The sequence below is a fragment of the Listeria kieliensis genome, from assembly GCF_003369925.1.
GTDB lineage: Bacteria > Bacillota > Bacilli > Lactobacillales > Listeriaceae > Listeria > Listeria kieliensis_A.
Genome location: NZ_LARY01000001.1, coordinates 844,572 through 862,078, shown reverse-complemented (window position 1 = coordinate 862,078; position 17,507 = coordinate 844,572). Strand labels below are relative to the sequence as shown.

17 protein-coding genes and 1 other annotated feature are annotated in these 17,507 nt (G+C 40.1%); of the genes, 16 read left to right on the top strand and 1 reads right to left on the bottom strand.

Translation table 11 applies throughout. The features are described 5' to 3' along the window. Nucleotides 1-13: 13 nt before the first annotated feature. From UR08_RS04295 to pflA, 15 genes are all read left to right on the top strand, one after another. On the top strand, nucleotides 14-1,342 hold the full coding sequence (locus UR08_RS04295) for a ribonuclease E/G (protein WP_115752413.1): 1,329 nt from the start codon (nucleotides 14-16) through the stop codon (nucleotides 1,340-1,342). 70 nt (nucleotides 1,343-1,412) lie between these two features. Continuing rightward, nucleotides 1,413-1,488 (top strand) — a sequence feature (ribosomal protein L21 leader region). Nucleotides 1,489-1,500: 12 nt separating this feature from the next. Beyond that, a complete protein-coding gene (gene rplU / locus UR08_RS04290) occupies nucleotides 1,501-1,809 on the top strand; it encodes a 50S ribosomal protein L21 (RefSeq protein ID WP_036073597.1) in 309 nt (102 codons plus the stop codon). A gap of 17 nt (nucleotides 1,810-1,826) precedes the next feature. Then, nucleotides 1,827-2,144 (top strand): ribosomal-processing cysteine protease Prp, encoded by a 318-nt coding sequence (locus UR08_RS04285; RefSeq protein WP_115752412.1) that lies wholly within the window; start codon nucleotides 1,827-1,829, stop codon nucleotides 2,142-2,144. 12 nt (nucleotides 2,145-2,156) lie between these two features. Next, a complete protein-coding gene (gene rpmA / locus UR08_RS04280; protein WP_115752411.1) occupies nucleotides 2,157-2,447 on the top strand; it encodes a 50S ribosomal protein L27 in 291 nt (96 codons plus the stop codon). A 328-nt stretch (nucleotides 2,448-2,775) separates the two neighbouring features. Beyond that, the gene (locus UR08_RS04275) at nucleotides 2,776-3,594 is read left to right on the top strand and encodes an MIP/aquaporin family protein (RefSeq protein WP_115752410.1); all 819 of its coding nucleotides are present in this window, start codon (nucleotides 2,776-2,778) and stop codon (nucleotides 3,592-3,594) included. Nucleotides 3,595-3,639: 45 nt separating this feature from the next. Further along, complete coding sequence (gene glpK, locus UR08_RS04270) at nucleotides 3,640-5,133, top strand: glycerol kinase GlpK (protein WP_115752409.1); 1,494 nt, start codon at nucleotides 3,640-3,642, stop codon at nucleotides 5,131-5,133. 218 nt (nucleotides 5,134-5,351) lie between these two features. Next, the gene (obgE, locus tag UR08_RS04265) at nucleotides 5,352-6,641 is read left to right on the top strand and encodes a GTPase ObgE (RefSeq protein WP_115752408.1); all 1,290 of its coding nucleotides are present in this window, start codon (nucleotides 5,352-5,354) and stop codon (nucleotides 6,639-6,641) included. Nucleotides 6,642-6,725: 84 nt separating this feature from the next. Beyond that, nucleotides 6,726-7,586 carry a prephenate dehydratase gene (pheA, locus tag UR08_RS04260; protein ID WP_115752717.1) on the top strand — a complete coding sequence of 287 codons (861 nt, stop codon included), beginning with the start codon at nucleotides 6,726-6,728 and terminating at the stop codon, nucleotides 7,584-7,586. Between the two features lie 6 nt (nucleotides 7,587-7,592). Then, nucleotides 7,593-8,096, top strand: a complete 504-nt coding sequence (locus tag UR08_RS04255; protein WP_115752407.1) for a GNAT family N-acetyltransferase — start codon at nucleotides 7,593-7,595, stop codon at nucleotides 8,094-8,096. Nucleotides 8,097-8,137: 41 nt separating this feature from the next. Beyond that, nucleotides 8,138-8,938, top strand: a complete 801-nt coding sequence (locus tag UR08_RS04250) for a TIGR00282 family metallophosphoesterase (RefSeq protein ID WP_115752406.1) — start codon at nucleotides 8,138-8,140, stop codon at nucleotides 8,936-8,938. Between the two features lie 14 nt (nucleotides 8,939-8,952). Next, complete coding sequence (locus tag UR08_RS04245) at nucleotides 8,953-9,315, top strand: YlbF/YmcA family competence regulator (RefSeq protein ID WP_115752405.1); 363 nt, start codon at nucleotides 8,953-8,955, stop codon at nucleotides 9,313-9,315. 93 nt (nucleotides 9,316-9,408) lie between these two features. After that, complete coding sequence (mutS, locus tag UR08_RS04240) at nucleotides 9,409-12,039, top strand: DNA mismatch repair protein MutS (protein ID WP_115752404.1); 2,631 nt, start codon at nucleotides 9,409-9,411, stop codon at nucleotides 12,037-12,039. Nucleotides 12,040-12,054: 15 nt separating this feature from the next. Continuing rightward, nucleotides 12,055-13,896: a DNA mismatch repair endonuclease MutL gene (mutL, locus tag UR08_RS04235; RefSeq protein ID WP_115752403.1), complete on the top strand. Its 1,842-nt coding sequence runs from the start codon at nucleotides 12,055-12,057 to the stop codon at nucleotides 13,894-13,896. Between the two features lie 23 nt (nucleotides 13,897-13,919). Then, a complete protein-coding gene (locus UR08_RS04230; RefSeq protein WP_115752402.1) occupies nucleotides 13,920-14,480 on the top strand; it encodes a glycerol-3-phosphate responsive antiterminator in 561 nt (186 codons plus the stop codon). Nucleotides 14,481-14,799: 319 nt separating this feature from the next. Continuing rightward, nucleotides 14,800-15,546: a pyruvate formate-lyase-activating protein gene (pflA, locus tag UR08_RS04225; RefSeq protein WP_115752401.1), complete on the top strand. Its 747-nt coding sequence runs from the start codon at nucleotides 14,800-14,802 to the stop codon at nucleotides 15,544-15,546. A 41-nt stretch (nucleotides 15,547-15,587) separates the two neighbouring features. Here pflA and UR08_RS04220 read toward each other — a convergent pair whose 3' ends face one another. Next, nucleotides 15,588-16,079 (bottom strand): PadR family transcriptional regulator, encoded by a 492-nt coding sequence (locus UR08_RS04220; protein ID WP_115752716.1) that lies wholly within the window; start codon nucleotides 16,077-16,079, stop codon nucleotides 15,588-15,590. A gap of 209 nt (nucleotides 16,080-16,288) precedes the next feature. On the opposite strand from UR08_RS04220, the gene UR08_RS04215 reads away from it, so the two are divergent. Beyond that, nucleotides 16,289-17,467: an MFS transporter gene (locus UR08_RS04215; RefSeq protein WP_115752400.1), complete on the top strand. Its 1,179-nt coding sequence runs from the start codon at nucleotides 16,289-16,291 to the stop codon at nucleotides 17,465-17,467. The last annotated feature ends 40 nt before the right edge of the window (nucleotides 17,468-17,507 follow it).

Sequence of the window (17,507 nt, the reverse complement as noted above, 5' to 3'; positions counted from 1 at the left end):
AGATTTCTTAGTTATGCGGCAAATACTTGTCAATGTGCAAACAACAGAAAAGCGCGTGGCTGTTTTAGATGGAAAAAAGGTACTTGATGTAAGGGTTTTTCGACCTACAAAAGCAGTACAGCCTGGGCAAATTTATTTAGCACAAATTGAAAAAATTGATCGAAAAATCCGAGCTTGCTTTGTTTCGCTTGGAACCGAGAAGGCTTTTCTACATTTGGATGATATCCCGGAGATAGCAGAGAAGCATCAAGGGGCAAGGCTTTTGGTCGAAGTGACTCGAGCTGGGACAAAAACAAAACTGCCACTTGTAACCGGAATGATCGAAGTCTCTGGTGAAACACTGGTTTATATTTATGGAAAGTCTTACGTCTCTGTTTCTAAACGGATTTCAGATGATCGCAGGCAAAATCTTATCAAAACGGTAAAGCCTCATTTGAAAGAAGCGGAAGCGGTTATTCTTCGCTCGCGGGCAGAAACGAGTTCGACGGAGTCGATCCTTGCCGAACTAGAGGAGAAGAGGCAGTTTCTCACAAATTTGCGTTTCTTGAGTAATAAAAGAAAAAAACCTGGGCTTTTAGTCGATCAAAGCGACGCATTCGTCCAGCAAGTAAAGCGTTTTAAAGAACACTATGGCGTTAGTGAAGTGATTTCAGACGGCGCTTTTGAGCTTGCTACAAGTTGGTCAAATACGCGAACGCTATTTGCTGATTACGGAGTCGAACCTGAGCTTGATAAATGTTTGCAAGAACTGGTGCATGTCGAAAGCGGAGCATCGCTTGTCATTGAAAAAACGGAAGCAATGTGGGTGATCGATGTGAACTCGGGGCACTTTTCGAGCGCTTCTGATAAACCAGAGACCATTTTTCGTGTTAATCAGTCCGTTTTGCCTGAGATTTTAAGACAGATGCGTCTTCGTCAAGCAAGTGGGTTTATCGTAATCGATTTTATCGGTGGAATGACAGAGGCGCAACATTTAAAGCTAGAGGCAGAAATGGAAAAGCTTGTCCAAGAGGAGCTTATGACGACGCAAATTGCAGGGTTTTCAAAGTCCGGTTTAATGCAGCTCACCCGTAAGAAAAAAGAGGTTTCCTTTGAGGAACTAGTTACAGAAACTTGTCCTTCTTGTTTTGGAACTGGTCATGTCAAAACTGCTGTTTCCATTGCGTATGAATTGGAGCGTGAGTTAAATGCTTTAAATGATGTGGAACAAGCTGTCATTGTCGTAACAGAAGCTGTTTTAGATCAATTTTTAGAACTTGAAACAACTTTTAGTTGCCAAATCGACTGGGAGATTGCGGATGAGCTTGTTCCGTTTTATCAAATTCGACGTGCTTTTTCTTAAAAGAAGTGCGTAGGAGTGATTGACAGTGCACGGCGCATATGCTATGATTTTAATGTTATGTTTGTAGCGCACCACGCTACAACCGCTCAGATCTGGGTCAAGTGTTCGTTTTAGAACCCCCTGTGACGGCGAGTCTTAGTATATGAGGAGGTGCAAGTATGTACGCAATTATTGAAACAGGTGGAAAACAAATCAAAGTAGAAGCTGGTCAAGAGATCTATGTTGAGAAATTAGCAGGTGAAGTTGGCGATGTGGTTACTTTTGATAAAGTTCTTTTTGTTGGTGGCGATGCTGCAAAAGTTGGAACTCCTTTTGTTGAAGGAGCAACAGTGACAGCAAAAGTTGAAAAACAAGGTCGTGCCAAGAAACTTACGGTTTTCAAATATAAACCGAAAAAGAACTACCACAAAAAACAAGGTCATCGTCAACCTTATACAAAATTAACAGTTGATGCAATCAATGCTTAATTTGAAGGGACGAAAAAATGATTTACGTAAATGTTGATAAAAAAAATGGATTGATTACTTCTTTTACAATGGACGGACATGCTGATTTTGCCGAAAGAGGCAGTGATCTTGTCTGTGCAGGAGCTTCTTCAATTGCTTATGGAATGGTCAATGCGATTTCAGAAGCAGAAGGGTTTGAGCCAGTTGTGGAGGAGGATGAAGGCTATCTTCACTATTCCGTTCCAGCTGAATTCATAAAAAAAGAGACAGTTCAAATTTTATTAACAGGAATGGTGAATCAACTCCGATCACTAGCGTACAGCTATCCTGATCATATTAAAATTAACTCCAAATAGGAGGTGTATGTCATGTTAAAATTTGATATTCAACATTTTGCCCACAAAAAAGGCGGTGGTTCCACTTCCAATGGTCGTGATTCAGAATCAAAACGTCTTGGTGCAAAACGTGCTGACGGTCAGTTCGTAACTGGAGGTTCTATCCTTTATCGTCAACGCGGTACGAAGATTTATCCAGGAACAAACGTTGGACGTGGTGGCGATGATACGCTTTTCGCTAAAATTGACGGCGTTGTGCGTTTTGAACGCATGGGACGCGATAAGAAAAAAGTTAGCGTTTATCCTGATGCACAAGAAGCTTAAAATGAAAGCTGAGGCCTTTTGGGTCTCAGCTTTTTTTGTGAAAAAAACAACTTAGTAGAGCTTTCCCATTGGAAATTAATGGTTTCTCTATATTAAGTTTGTGAAAAAATTGCATACTATTTTATTGACAGCGTTTACTTATTATGGTTTAATGGAATCAAGTTAATGAATTTGTCAGGAGAAGAGATGACGATCAAAACGGCAGCATAGGTTTATGCGCCTTTGTTTTGTTCGTCATTCTTTTTTTGAATAAAAAAGTTTGACGTCTCCCGATTTGAGGAATAATGAAGGGAACGTTCTTACAAAAATCAAAAGGAGTTGTTGATCCATGATTGATACAAGTTTGGGAATTCAATTTTTGGGTGAAGTAATTGGCACAGCTGTCCTTGTTCTTTTGGGTGGCGGTGTTGTGGCTGGAGTTTCTTTGAAATTTTCAAAAGCAGAAAATGCCGGTTGGGTTGTAGTGGCCTTTGCTTGGGGATTTGCTGTTACAATGGGAGTTTATGTTTCCGGTTTCATGAGTATGGCACACCTTAATCCAGCAGTTACGCTCGGGATGGCGCTAGCAGGAACATTTCCATGGAATTATGTATTGCCTTATATTATCGCTCAGTTTATTGGCGCATTTATCGGAGCAACGCTTGTATGGCTTCATTATTATCCACACTGGAAAGCAACGGAAGATAAGGCTGCAAAACTTGGTGTTTTCTCGACGGCACCCGCTATTCGTCACTATACATCAAACGTGTTCGGAGAAGCGCTTGGAACTTTTATTTTAGTATTTGGTCTTATGGCATTTGGTGCAAATAAATTCTCGGATGGCTTGAATCCAATTGCAGTAGGGATACTAATTGTTGTTATCGGGATGAGTCTTGGGGGAACAACGGGGTATGCAATTAACCCTGCACGGGACCTTGGCCCTCGGATTGCTCACTTTATTTGGCCAATCGCTGGGAAAGGCGGATCAGATTGGAGCTATTCATGGGTTCCAGTAATTGGACCTTTTGCAGGTGGTGCACTTGGCGCGTTATCGTATAATGCAATTGTCAACAAAGATATTGGGATTTGGTTCTGGCTTGCACTCGTATTTTTCATTCTAGTTTTGATTCTGTCGATGATGCTTGATAAGAAAAAACAACTTGTTTAGTATAAGTGGTACAAAAAGGAATTTGTTTAAGGAGGAAATTTGATTATGGAAAAAAAATATATCTTAGCGTTAGATCAAGGAACAACAAGTTCGCGTGCCATGATTATTGATGGTGATGGAGATGTAATTGGCGTTGAACAACAAGAGTTTGAACAAATTTTCCCGCACCCTGGTTGGGTAGAGCACAATGCGAATGATATTTGGGCATCCATTTTAGCCGTTATTTCCGGTGTACTTATTAAAACAAATATTGAAACCAATCAAATTGCTGGGATTGGCATCACGAATCAACGTGAAACGACAGTTGTTTGGGATAAAGAAACTGGAAAACCCATTTATAATGCAATTGTTTGGCAATCACGTCAAACGGATGAAATTTGTCGCAAGCTACGTGAAGCAGGTAAGGAAGACATGATTCGTGAAAAAACAGGATTATTGATTGATCCTTATTTTGCAGGAACGAAAATTCGTTGGATTTTGGATCATGTTGATGGGGCACAAAAACGTGCCGAAAATGGGGAACTGTTATTCGGAACGATTGATAGTTGGCTTGTTTGGAAATTAACAGGTGGAAAAGCGCATATTACGGATTATTCTAACGCTTCTCGTACTTTACTTTATAATATTTATGACTTGAAGTGGGATGACGATTTGCTTGAAATGCTAAATGTTCCAAAAGCTATGCTTCCTGATGTGCGACCTTCTTCAGAAATTTATGAAACAACAGCACCTTATCATTTCTTCGGGGAAGAAGTTCCTGTTGCTGGGATCGCTGGGGACCAACAAGCAGCTTTATTTGGTCAAGGTTGTTTCGAAAGCGGAATGGCAAAAAACACTTATGGCACTGGCTGTTTCTTGCTTATGAATACAGGTGAAAAGGCTGTTCGTTCTGAAAATGGGCTGTTAACAACTCTTGCTTGGGGACTAGATGGAAAAGTGAACTATGCACTAGAAGGAAGTATTTTCGTTGCTGGATCAGCTATTCAGTGGTTACGTGATGGACTTCGGATGGTTCGTAAATCAAGTGATTCAGAAGGGTATGCTGAAAAGATTGAGTCAACTGATGGTGTTTATGTTGTTCCTGCATTCGTTGGCCTTGGAGCACCTTACTGGGATTCAGATGTAAGGGGAGCTGTTTTTGGAATCACTCGTGGAACTGAAAAGGAACACTTCATTCGAGCTACGCTTGAGTCTCTAGCTTATCAAACACGTGATGTACTTCATGCGATGGAACAAGATTCAAAAATAGAGCTGAAAACGCTTCGTGTGGACGGAGGAGCATCTGCTAATGATTTCTTGATGCAATTCCAAGCTGACATTTTAGATGTTCCTGTTGAGCGTCCTGAAAACTTAGAAACAACGGTTCTTGGTGCAGCTTACTTAGCTGGACTTGCTGTTGGGGTTTGGGAAGATAAAAATGAAATTGTTAAAAACTGGAAGTTAAATAAACAATTTGATGTTCAAATGGATAATGATACCCGTGAAACTCTTTATACTGGGTGGCATAAAGCGGTTAAAGCGGCTCAAGCATTTGAATAAACACTAAAATTAAAAAAGGTGTTTTAGACTTTTTTTATCGTCTAAAGCACTTTTTTTGTTTGGGCTGAAGTGCTTTTTAAAATGAAAAGGGCATCAAAACTCGTAAGGCCCGATTAAATTATGAAAATCTGACTTGAAATTTCTTGAGAAAATCGCTTGCGGAATCAGGGTTTATTGTTATAATGAAAGGTAAGACTTTGATAGAACGGAGATTAAACATGTTTGTAGATCGAGTGAAAATAGATGTAAAAGCTGGAAATGGCGGCGACGGAATGGTGGCTTTTCGTCGAGAAAAGTTTGTTCCAAATGGCGGACCAGCTGGTGGAGATGGCGGAAAAGGGGCAGATGTTGTTTTCCAAGTTGATGAAGGTTTACGTACGCTTATTGATTTTCGTTATAAGCGAAAATTCAAAGCTCCACACGGCGAAAATGGTATGAGTAAAAGTATGCACGGACGAGGTGCGAATGATTTAGTTGTAATGGTTCCACCTGGTACTGTTGTAAAAGACTTAGAAACAGGTGAAATTATTGCTGATCTCGTGGCAGACGGACAGCGTGCTATAATCGCAAAAGGCGGACGAGGGGGACGGGGTAATAAAAGGTTTGCGACTCCTGCTAATCCTGCTCCTGAGCTTTCTGAAAATGGAGAGCCAGGTGTTGAAAGGACCGTTCAACTAGAGTTAAAAGTATTGGCTGATGTGGGTCTCGTAGGTTTCCCGAGCGTTGGAAAATCTACATTATTATCGATTGTTTCAGCTGCTCGTCCTAAAATTGCTGCTTATCACTTTACAACACTTGTTCCCAATCTTGGAATGGTGGATGTTGGAGATGGTCGCAGCTTCGTGATGGCAGATTTACCTGGACTTATCGAAGGGGCAAGTCAAGGCGTTGGCCTTGGGCATCAATTCTTACGTCATATTGAACGAACACGAGTGATTGTTCATGTGATTGATATGTCGGGTTCTGAAGGAAGAGATCCTTACGAAGATTATTTAACTATTAATAAAGAACTTGAAGCTTATAATCTACGTTTGATGGAACGCTCACAAATCATCGTAGCAAATAAAATGGATATGCCAGGAGCCGATGAAGCGCTCCAAGCCTTTTCAGAAAAAGTGGGCGTGGATATACCGATTTATCCGATTTCTGCTTTAACACAAAGTGGTCTCAAACCACTGCTAATCAAAATTGCCGATGAACTGGAAGAGACTCCTGAATTCCCACTTGAAGAAGTGCTGGAACAAGAAGAACAAAATACAGTTCTTTATAAATTCCATGCTGAGGAACCTGAATTTGAGATCACACGTGATTCGGATGGTGCCTTTGTGCTTAGCGGAGAAAAAATTGAGCGCTTATTTGCAATGACGAATTTTGAACGCGATGCTTCGATCAATCGCTTTGCTCGTCAACTGCGGGCAATGGGTGTGGATGAAGCACTTAGAAAACGCGGCGCCGAAGACGGTGACACTGTTCGACTATTAGACTTTGAATTTGAATTTCAAGAATAAGAGGAGGGAGGACTGGAAATTTTTTCAAGTGTTTTGGAGAAATTTCTTGACCTCTTTTTCATTTTAAAGGAGCTTGTTGTAAAAATGGATATTGCTTACTTGGGGCCGGTGGCTTCTTTCACTCATAGTGCAGCTCAATATGCCTTCCCAGATGAAAACCTTGTGCCTCTTGGTGCTATTCCAGACGCCATTATGGCAATTCAAAAAGGAGAAGTAGATGCGGCTGTTGTTCCCATTGAAAACACAATTGAAGGCGGTGTCAATATCACGCTCGACTACTTATTTCATTTTGCTGATGTTCCTATTCAAGCGGAGATTGTTCTTCCGATCGCCCAACATGTGATGGTTCATCCTAAAAACGAAGCAGTATGGAAATCCGCTCAAAAAGTGCTTAGTCACCCACAAGGGCTTGCCCAGTGTGCGAAGTTTTTGCAAGATCATTTGTATGGGGTAGAACAAATTGCAACACCTTCCACGGCTTATGCGGCAAAATGGATTAAGGAGCATCCAGATGAGCTTGCTGCAGCGATTTCGCCTGAAATGGCTGCTACTGAATATGGTCTTCATGTTGTACAAAATAACGCACAAGATATTGAGCTCAATCAAACGAGGTTTGCGGTATTGAGTCGGAAGGAGCTAAAACTTTCGCTTCCTGCTGACGAAGAAAAAACGTCAATCAGTGTGATTTTACCTAACAACCTTCCGGGGGCTTTACATAAGGTGCTTTCTGCTTTTGCTTGGCGAGATATTGATTTGAGCAAAATTGAATCTCGTCCGCTAAAAACATCTCTTGGCGAATATTTCTTTCTAATTGATCTTTATTCTTCTAAAAAAACAGAACTTGTGCAAAATGCACTTTCAGAAATTGCTTTACTAGGTGGAGAGACAAAAGTTCTCGGCACTTATCATGTTTTTCGAATTTTAACGAGCAACGGAGAGGAATGAGGCTTTATGAAAACAGAAAAGATTAGACTTAGTGAAATAAGTAAAGAAAATTATGATCAAGTTCGAAAAATCTATCAACAAGGAATCGATACGGGGAATGCGAGTTTTCAAACAGTAGCATTGGATTTCAAAAGTTTTGATACGAAATATTTGGCGGCTTGTAGGTTAACGGCTCTTGAGGAAGATACGGATAAAGTGCTTGGCTGGGCCGCACTTTTGCCAGTTTCCACAATGGATAGCTATCGCGGGGTGGCAGAGTTAAGTCTTTATGTGGCTGAAGAAGCACGCGGGCGTGGTGTTGGAAAATTTTTAATGGAACAATTGATTGAGGCAAGTGAAAAGGCTGGATTTTGGACGTTACAATCTCTTATTTTTCCAGAGAATGAAGGTAGTCTTGCTTTGCATCACGCTTTTGGGTTTAAAACACTTTGTATTCATGAATTGCTTGGTGAAATGAACGGGGTTTTTCGGGATGTGGCACGTCTTGAACGCCGCAGTTCTAAATTTTGATGTGGGATCTAAATTTGTTATAGAATGGAGTAAGAAAAAGAATGAAAATTTTATTTATTGGGGATGTTGTCGGTTCGCCAGGAAGAGACATGGTAACGGAATATCTCCCTAAGTTAAAACAAAAATATAAACCTACAATGACGATTATAAATGGGGAAAATTCTGCAGCTGGCCGAGGGATTACGGAAAAGATTTATAAAGGTTTTTTAGAGCTCGGTGCAAATGCGGTAACCCTTGGAAACCACGGTTTTGACAATCGGGATGTTTTTGAATTTATTGAGGATGCCAAATATTTAGCACGTCCAGCAAATTTTCCTGAAGGAACACCTGGGCAAGGATTAGTTTATGTGAAGTCCAATCAATATTTGCTTGCTGTGATTAATTTGCAAGGGCGGACGTTTATGGGGCAAGACTTGCGTGATCCGTTTGAAACTGTAGATGAACTTGTGGCTCAGGCTCGTGAAAAAACACCGCTTATTTTCGTTGATTTTCACGCGGAAACGACTAGCGAAAAGCAAGCGATGGGATGGCACTTGGATGGTCGTGTGACGGGAGTTGTTGGGACGCACACGCATGTGCAAACGGCGGACAATCGGATTTTGCCTGAAGGAACGGCTTATTTGACGGATGCTGGGATGACAGGACCTTATGATGCGATTCTTGGGATGGAACGTGAAGCAGTTTTAAGGCGTTTTAAAACGCAATTGCCTACTCGATTTGAGGTGCCTAAATCTGGTCGGACGGTGCTTTCTGGATGTCTGATTACCTTGAACGAGGGTACGGGGAAAGCTATGCAGATTGACCGAATTTTAATTAATGATGATCATCCGTTTTATGAATGAAGGGGGACGAATTTTTGACGACGAGTCGGGAAGAAATTATGCGAAAAGCAGCGGAACTTCGGGATGCGCTTCAGGAAACGGAAGAAATTGTCTTTTATAAAAGGGCAGAGGAAACGATTGATGCCAATTCCAAAGTGCAAGAAAAAATAGCGGAAATCAAGCTGCTTCAAAAGCAGTCTGTGAATTTGGAGCATTATGGGAAATTTGAAGCCATGAAAGAAACGGAAGCGGAAATTGAGCGTTTGAAGCAGGAAATTGATGATTTACCGGTTGTGCGTGACTTTAGGCGCGCACAAGTGGATGCGAATGATCTCTTGCAGTCCATTACGCGTGAAATTGATCAAAATGTTACGCGAAAATTGGAGATGGAAGAGTAATTCAGGCTGTTTTTTTCACAGGAAAGCTGTTTTTAGGTATGTTATAATGAATGGAAGAGTTAAATTGCTGGAAATAGGGGATGAGTGGACAAAATGGTTGAATATACACCAATGATGAAACAATATTTGGCGATTAAAGAAAATTACCAAGATGCTTTTTTATTCTTTCGTCTAGGCGATTTTTATGAAATGTTTTTTGATGATGCGTTAAAGGCGTCGCAAATCCTTGAAATTACGCTCACTGGTAGAGAAGGAGGCGGAACTGAACGCATTCCTATGTGCGGTGTTCCTTATCACTCTGCTAGCGGCTATATTGATACATTGATCGAAAAAGGTTATAAAGTAGCGATTTGTGAACAAGTCGAAGATCCTAAAACTACTAAAGGAATGGTCAAGCGCGAAGTCGTGCAATTGATTTCTCCTGGAACTGTGATGGATGAGAAGGGGCTAAAAGAAAAAGAAAATAATTATATTGCCGCGTTTTATGTTTATGAAGACAAAGAATTTGGTTTTGCCTATTCGGATTTATCGACTGGGGAACTTAAATCAACGGTGCTTGAGCTTCAAGATGACCGGCTTATAAACGAACTATCGACTCTTGCCGCAAAGGAAGTAGTGACGCGTTCTAATGATGCTAGTTTTATTTCGGATGCGGTTCGTGAACAGCTCGGACTTGTTGTTTCTCTCCATGATGAAATTGAAGCAACTGCCGAAAGCGAAAAATTACTTGATCGTAGTATTGCTCTTTCTGAGCGAAAAGCGGTCACACTTTTGCTCCATTATTTGTCTGAAACGCAAAAACGTGATTTAGGTCATTTACAAAAAGCGATTCACTATGAAACAAGTCAATATATGAAAATGGATTATTATTCGAAGCGGAACCTCGAACTTTCTGAGTCAATTCGAGGTAAAGGGCGATCTGGTACCTTGCTATGGTTATTAGATCAAACCAAAACAGCGATGGGAGGTCGACTCTTAAAGCAATGGATCGATCGTCCACTGATTGATCGTGAAATGATCGAAACTCGCCAAGCCGACGTGGAAGAGCTGATGAAGCATTTCTTTGAGCGCGTGGAATTAGCTGAAAATCTAAAAAACGTGTATGATTTAGAACGTTTATCTGGTCGAGTAGCTTATGGGAATGTAAATGCAAGGGATCTAGTCCAGTTGCGCAATTCATTATTCCAAATTCCGAAAATCAAAGCAAATCTTGGTTCACTTTCGGGTGCTGATAATTTGAATCAACTTGGCGAAAAGCTAGATCCTTGCGAAGAACTGGCTGATTTATTAGAACAAGCTATTATTGATTCTCCGCCACTTTCTATTCGAGAAGGCGGGATTATTAAAGATGGCTATAACGGGCAACTTGATGAATACCGTGATGCGAGCCGAAATGGGAAAACTTGGATTGCGGAATTAGAGCAAAAAGAACGCGAAATTACTGGGATTAAATCGCTTAAAGTCGGGTTTAATCGTGTATTTGGATATTACATTGAAGTGACCCGTGCAAATACGCATTTGCTTGAAGATGGCCGGTATGAACGGAAACAAACTTTAACAAATGCTGAGCGTTTCATCACACCGGAGTTAAAGGAAAAAGAGCGCTTGATTCTAGATGCGGAAGAAAAATCTGTGGAGCTAGAATACCAATTGTTTACAGAAGTTCGTGAACAAGTAAAAGCTTATATTGATCGCTTGCAAAAGCTAGCTAAAGCCATTAGCGAGATTGATTGTCTGCAAAGTTTTGCCGAAGTGAGTGAACGGAATCATTTTGTGAAGCCTATGTTAAGTGAAGATGGGACTCTCGCGATTACGGAAGGCCGTCACCCGGTTGTTGAACGCGTCATGGGTTCGCAAAGTTATGTCGCGAATGATTGCAATATGTCGGAAGACCGTGAAATTCTTTTAATTACTGGGCCAAACATGTCGGGTAAAAGCACGTATATGAGGCAAGTAGCTTTAACGGCGATTTGTGCGCAAGTCGGGTGTTTTGTTCCTGCAAAAGAAGCGATTTTACCTGTTTTTGATCGTGTGTTTACACGTATTGGGGCTGCAGATGACTTAATCGCGGGGCAAAGTACTTTTATGGTGGAAATGCTTGAGGCGAGGAATGCGATTGTTCACGCAACGAAAAACAGCTTGATTTTATTTGATGAAATTGGTCGCGGAACGGCTACGTATGATGGGATGGCGCTTGCACAGGCGATCATCGAATATATTCACGAAAATGTACAAGCAAAAACGCTATTTTCTACGCATTATCACGAACTAACGGTGCTTGATAGGGAGCTTTCGCATTTAGAAAATGTTCATGTAAGTGCGATTGAGGAAAATGGCAAAGTTGTTTTCCTTCACAAAATTAAAGATGGTCCAGCTGATAAGAGCTACGGGATTCATGTGGCAGAACTCGCTCAGCTACCGAAAGCTTTGATCAAACGCGCAGATGAAATTTTAAAGACTCTCGAAACAGGAGAGAAAAAATTATCTGTTGCAACTCCTGCAGTACTTGAGCAAGAGGAAGAAAGCGCTATTGTGCGAGAAACAGCACAAGAGCTAAAAGCAGATGATATGCAATTACCTCTTTTTGAGATTGAAGAAAAACCTAAACAAGCAGTAGCAAGAAAAAGTGACGTGGAACTAGAAATCAAGAAACTAAATTTGATGCAAATGACGCCACTTGATGCGATGAATAAATTATTTGAATTGCAAAGCAAACTGCATTAAAGGATGTGATAAGTCGTGGCACAGATTATCGAATTAACGGATAACCTCTCCAATAAAATTGCTGCGGGTGAAGTTGTTGAGCGGCCTGCTTCTGTTATTAAAGAACTTGTGGAAAATGCGATTGATGCGAAAAGCACGATTATTGATGTATTGATTGAAGAAGCGGGCATGACTAAAATGACGGTGATTGATAATGGAGTTGGGATTGAGCCAGAAGATGTCCCAACTGCCTTTAAACGGCACGCTACAAGTAAAATCAAAACGGAAAAAGATCTATTTCGTGTTCACACGCTTGGTTTTCGTGGGGAGGCACTTCCAAGTATCGCTTCTGTTGCTAAAGTAAAATTAACTACCTCTGCAGGAGACACAGGCACGACCATTGTGATCGAAGGTGGAAAAGAAGTTGAAAAACGTAGCGACTCTGCTCGTCGTGGAACAGAAATTACGGTTACGGATTTGTTTTACAATACGCCGGCACGGCTGAAGTATTTAAAAACGTTGCCAACTGAGCTTGGAAATATCACGGATGTTATGAACCGATTAGCTTTGTCGCATCCGAATATTAGCTTTCGTTTATCCCACAACGGGAAATCTCTCCTTTCAACAAGTGGGAACGGTGACTTACGTCAAGTTATCGCAGCGATTTATGGCGTTCAAATTGCTAAGAAAACAGTCCCTGTTGAAGGAGAATCACTTGATTTTAAAATTAGCGGTTATGCGGTTCTTCCAGAAGTCAATCGTTCGAATCGAAATTATATCTCGACGATTATTAACGGACGCTATATTAAAAACTTTGCCCTTGTTAAAGCGATTTTAAATGGCTATCATACGCTTCTTCCGATTGGACGTTTTCCGATCATTGTTCTTGAGATCGAAATGGATCCGATTATTGTCGATGTGAATGTGCATCCTGCAAAACTTGAAGTTCGCTTAAGCAAGGAGAAAGAACTTGGTGAACTTATTTCAGAAGCACTTAAAGAAGCGTTTCATAAGTTGCAGTTGATTCCAGACGGAGCTATTTCTAAGCGAGAGAAGCTTCAATCTGAACAATTGCAAATGTCATTTGAATCAAATAAGCCAAGTGAAGCGAAAGAAGCGACTTTTTCAAAGGAAGAAGCAACAAAAAATGAACCGCCTACTTTGTTTGAAAAACCTTCTGTTCCGGAATATGTTTCTCCTGAGGAAGAGAAGTTTGATTCTGAAACTGTCATTGAAGAAGAAACGATCAGTTATGAAGTGAGTGACAGCGCACCTGTTGCAGAAGAAAGAAAGGTTCGCATCCCTAAGATGTACCCAATTGGTCAAATGCACGCTACTTATATTCTTGCTCAAAATGAAGAAGGCTTGTATATTATTGATCAGCACGCTGCTCAAGAGCGGATCAAATATGAGTTTTTCCGTGAAAAAATTGGCGAAGTGAGTCGTGAATTGCAGGAATTACTTGTCCCAATTGTGCTTGAGTTTTCAAATGATGAATATGTGAGACTCACAGAACAACGCGAAAAACTTGAAGAAGTCGGCGTTTTCATGGAGCCGTTTGGCCAAAATAGTTTTATTATCCGGGCCCATCCTACTTGGTTTCCAAAGGGAGAAGAAGAGGAAACTTTGCGTGAAATTGTTGACGAAGCACTTCACGAACCCAATGTGAGCATTCACAAGCTTCGCGAAGATACAGCCATTATGATGAGCTGTAAAAAATCCATCAAAGCCAATCATTATTTAACGATGCAAGATATGGAAGCACTTCTTGATACGTTGCGTGAAGCTAGTGACCCATTTACTTGCCCGCATGGTCGGCCTGTAATTATCAAATATACGACGTATGAACTTGAAAAAATGTTCAAACGGGTGATGTAAACAAAAGGGGAGCGAACAACTATATGACAGAATTGTTTGCTGGACAGCGAATTATTCCTGCCGCACATAATCAAAAAGATATTGAAAAAATTGCCGAACTAAAAATAAGTGGAAATTATATGGTTATGCTTGAAACACATGTTGCACAGCTTAAATCACTCGTGAGTTTTGCTTCTTCGACTGGAAAAAGGGTGTTGCTTCATGCCGACTTAATCAATGGACTAAAAAATGATGACTATGCAATCGATTTTCTCTGTCAAGAAATCCGACCGGCGGGGATTATTTCTACTCGCGGAAACGTGATTTTAAAAGCAAAACAACATAAAGTGCTGGCTATCCAGCGTTTGTTTATGATTGATTCCAGCGCCTACACAAAAGGAAAAGCGCTCATTCAAAAGGTTCAACCGGATGCGATTGAACTTTTACCTGGAATTCTTCCAGAACAAATCGAAAAAATGATTCGTGAAGTACACATTCCGGTAATTGCTGGAGGGTTAATCGAACGAGATGAGCAAGTAAAACAAGTGCTTCAAGCTGGTGCGACTGCAATTACTACTTCTGACAAGAAACTCTGGTTAGGCTAATGCAAATGAATATGGAATCAAAAGGATGCTTCTCTAATAGGGAGGCATCCTATTTTCGTTTGAAAACAGTTTATACGATCTCCTTCGTGTTTTATAACAGAATCCAACATTTTCAGTAGTACAGGCCTAGACATTTACCCTCGATTCTATTCCTACAACTAAGCCTTTGGTAGCGTTTTATTTTTTTTATTAAAAACTGTAGTATTTTCTTAGGAATATGTTAAGATAACAGTAGAGGGTTCTTTTAAATAAATAAGTTCATTAATGCACAAAAAATTATATTAATTGCAATCATTAAATTTTTGAAAGGAAGAGCAGAATGGAAAAAGTTATCGGGCATGTTCATTCAACAGAAACCATGGGGACCGTAGACGGTCCTGGTGTTCGTTTTATTGTTTTTCTGCAAGGTTGTTTACTGCGTTGTCAGTTTTGTCATAATCCAGATACTTGGAAAATTGGAATTGGAAATGAGCGCACCGCTCAAGAGGTTTTTAATGAGGCGATTAAATATAAAGAATTTTGGGATGCAACTGGTGGCGGAATCACAGTAAGTGGAGGAGAGCCGCTGTTACAAGTTGACTTCTTAATTGAATTGTTTACGCTTTGCAAAGAAGCTGGCGTGCACACAACCATTGACAGTTGTGGAGGCTGTTTCACGAGAGAGCCTGAATTTATTCAAAAACTAGATCAATTAATGGAGCTGACAGATTTAATTTTGCTTGACATTAAACAAATGAATCCTGAAAAGCACCTTAAATTAACAAGTAGACCAAATGCACCAATTCTTGATTTTGCCCATTATTTGCGCGACAAAAATCAACCTATCTGGATTCGTCATGTGCTTATCCCAACAAAAACTGATGATCCTACTGATTTACATGCGCTTCATGATTTTATTGCAACTCTTCCAAACGTGAAGCGCGTGGAAGTCCTTCCTTACCATACAATGGGAGTTTATAAATGGGAAAAACTTGGAATACGCTACCCACTGGAAGGAATTGAAACGCCGGATAAGGAAACCGTTCAAATGGCAAATGACATTTTAAAAACTAAATCTTATCTGTAAATCCAAAAATGCTTCCGTAAAAGTTCAAACGGAAGCATTTTTTATTTGCCTAACAAACTTAGACACCAATTTTTTTCGGTTAATGTTAATTGATATTTTCGTTGATAAATTTGATAGGGCATATTCGATTGTTTTTCATCTGCAGAAACTAGCCCGAGCGTTTCTTGAATCGCTACTAGGGTTTTTTCTGTCTCCTGAAGTTGTTCTTCAAGGTAGCTGATTCGTTCTTTTAGTAGTTCCTTCGTTCGTTTTGGATTTAGCCAATCTAGTTGTAGTTTGATGATAAATTCATCGCGTGAAACTGGAACTTTGACTGCTGTTTTCGACCATTCTCGCAAAAGTTCAATTCCATCAATTGTAATCGCGTAGATTTTTTTATTAGGCTTTCTTTCTTGGAATTGTGTCGTAGAAACGAGATACCCATTATCTTCCAGTTTTGCTAGCATTGGATAAATCTGACTGTGATGGGTATTTTGCATAATTTTTAACCGATAGGCTAAATCATATCCGCTTGACGCTTCACGAGCAATCATTTCAAGTAATGTATAACCTAATAAATTAATTGATCCAGTCACGAAGTTCACTCCCTCAAATGGTGATTTCTTCTACATTCTAAATGATATCAGAGTGAAATGCAACGCTTTATATAAGTAACTTTTTACATATGTAAATATTGACATATAATTTATTTTAGAATAAAATAGAAAGGTCGATAAATTAGGGAAAGAAGTGGACTTTATTTATGTTAACCGAAAAACAAAAAGCAGCAGGCAAGTGGATTACAGTAGCTGCATCATTACTAGCATTTATGGGAATAGGGATTGTTGATCCTATTCTACCAAGTATTGCTGAAAGCATCGGAGCAACACATTCACAGGTTGAGCTTTTATTTACCTCTTATATTTTTGTAATGGCCATTATGATGATTCCAATTGGGATTGTGGCTAGCAAAATTGGAGATAAGCAGCTTATCGTAGTAGGGCTTGCAATTGTCACGATTTTCGCGCTGCTTTGCGGGTTTTCAAATAGTATTACCGGACTTTCTATATTTCGTGCCGGATGGGGATTTGGAAATTCAATGTTTCTTGCAACAGCAATGACGATGCTTATTGCACTATCACATACTCCTTCACACGCAATTGGCCTTTATGAGTCAGCAATGGGACTTGGAATGGCATTTGGTCCGCTTCTAGGCGGAGTTCTAGGAAATCTATCTTGGCGTTATCCATTTTTTGCTACGGCTACATTAATTTTCATCGCTTGCTTACTCGTATTATTTAAAGTGAAAGCACCTGCCAAGGAAAAAAGTAGTTCAAAAAAAGAAGTACCGATTAAACAAATGCTACATCTGTTCACCTATAAGCCATTTCTTCAAATCGCAACGAGCGGTATGTTTTACTATTATTGTTTCTTCACTATTTTAGCCTACTCACCGCTTGTTCTTGGCTTATCTGCCATTCAAATTGGCTTTGTGTTTTTTGCTTGGGGACTTTGTCTTGCACTTGGGTCAGCCAAAATCGCTCATGCTTTAGAGGATCGTTTCAATTCAAAACACGTACTTAAGTTCACGCTAGCTTCTTGTGCGATTATTTTGGTTCTGCTTGGCATTATTTCTATTTTATGGATACGAATCATCTTAATCATTCTCTCTGGACTTATTCTTGGGATAAATAATGCTTTATTTACAACAACTGTTATGGAACACTCCCCTTATGCACGGAGTGTAACGAGTGGCGCTTATAACTTTGTTCGCTGGCTCGGAGCCGCTTTTGCGCCACTTTTGTCAGGGCTCATTAGTGAAATGTTTGGAACAAGCTATCCTTTCATCGTTGCTGCTGTTTTAGCTGTCATTGGTATGGCTTTACTTTTCTTAAAAATCATTCCTGAACATCAAACAAAAGCCGTAGAAGTCACAGAATAAAGTTTAAATACACTTCCTTATTTATGAGGAAGTGTATTTT

Bases quoted from the DNA above. Each gene is read 5' to 3' on its own strand.
- UR08_RS04215 (WP_115752400.1), top strand. From the start codon at position 16,289: ATGTTAACCGAAAAACAAAAAGCAGCAGGCAAGTGGATTACAGTAGCT.
- rpmA (WP_115752411.1), top strand. From the start codon at position 2,157: ATGTTAAAATTTGATATTCAACATTTTGCCCACAAAAAAGGCGGTGGT.
- UR08_RS04285 (WP_115752412.1), top strand. From the start codon at position 1,827: ATGATTTACGTAAATGTTGATAAAAAAAATGGATTGATTACTTCTTTT.
- mutS (WP_115752404.1), top strand. From the start codon at position 9,409: ATGGTTGAATATACACCAATGATGAAACAATATTTGGCGATTAAAGAA.
- glpK (WP_115752409.1), top strand. From the start codon at position 3,640: ATGGAAAAAAAATATATCTTAGCGTTAGATCAAGGAACAACAAGTTCG.
- rplU (WP_036073597.1), top strand. From the start codon at position 1,501: ATGTACGCAATTATTGAAACAGGTGGAAAACAAATCAAAGTAGAAGCT.
- UR08_RS04230 (WP_115752402.1), top strand. From the start codon at position 13,920: ATGACAGAATTGTTTGCTGGACAGCGAATTATTCCTGCCGCACATAAT.
- UR08_RS04250 (WP_115752406.1), top strand. From the start codon at position 8,138: ATGAAAATTTTATTTATTGGGGATGTTGTCGGTTCGCCAGGAAGAGAC.
- UR08_RS04275 (WP_115752410.1), top strand. From the start codon at position 2,776: ATGATTGATACAAGTTTGGGAATTCAATTTTTGGGTGAAGTAATTGGC.
- UR08_RS04295 (WP_115752413.1), top strand. From the start codon at position 14: ATGCGGCAAATACTTGTCAATGTGCAAACAACAGAAAAGCGCGTGGCT.
- UR08_RS04220 (WP_115752716.1), bottom strand. From the start codon at position 16,079: ATGATTGCTCGTGAAGCGTCAAGCGGATATGATTTAGCCTATCGGTTA.
- UR08_RS04255 (WP_115752407.1), top strand. From the start codon at position 7,593: ATGAAAACAGAAAAGATTAGACTTAGTGAAATAAGTAAAGAAAATTAT.
- pheA (WP_115752717.1), top strand. From the start codon at position 6,726: ATGGATATTGCTTACTTGGGGCCGGTGGCTTCTTTCACTCATAGTGCA.
- pflA (WP_115752401.1), top strand. From the start codon at position 14,800: ATGGAAAAAGTTATCGGGCATGTTCATTCAACAGAAACCATGGGGACC.
- obgE (WP_115752408.1), top strand. From the start codon at position 5,352: ATGTTTGTAGATCGAGTGAAAATAGATGTAAAAGCTGGAAATGGCGGC.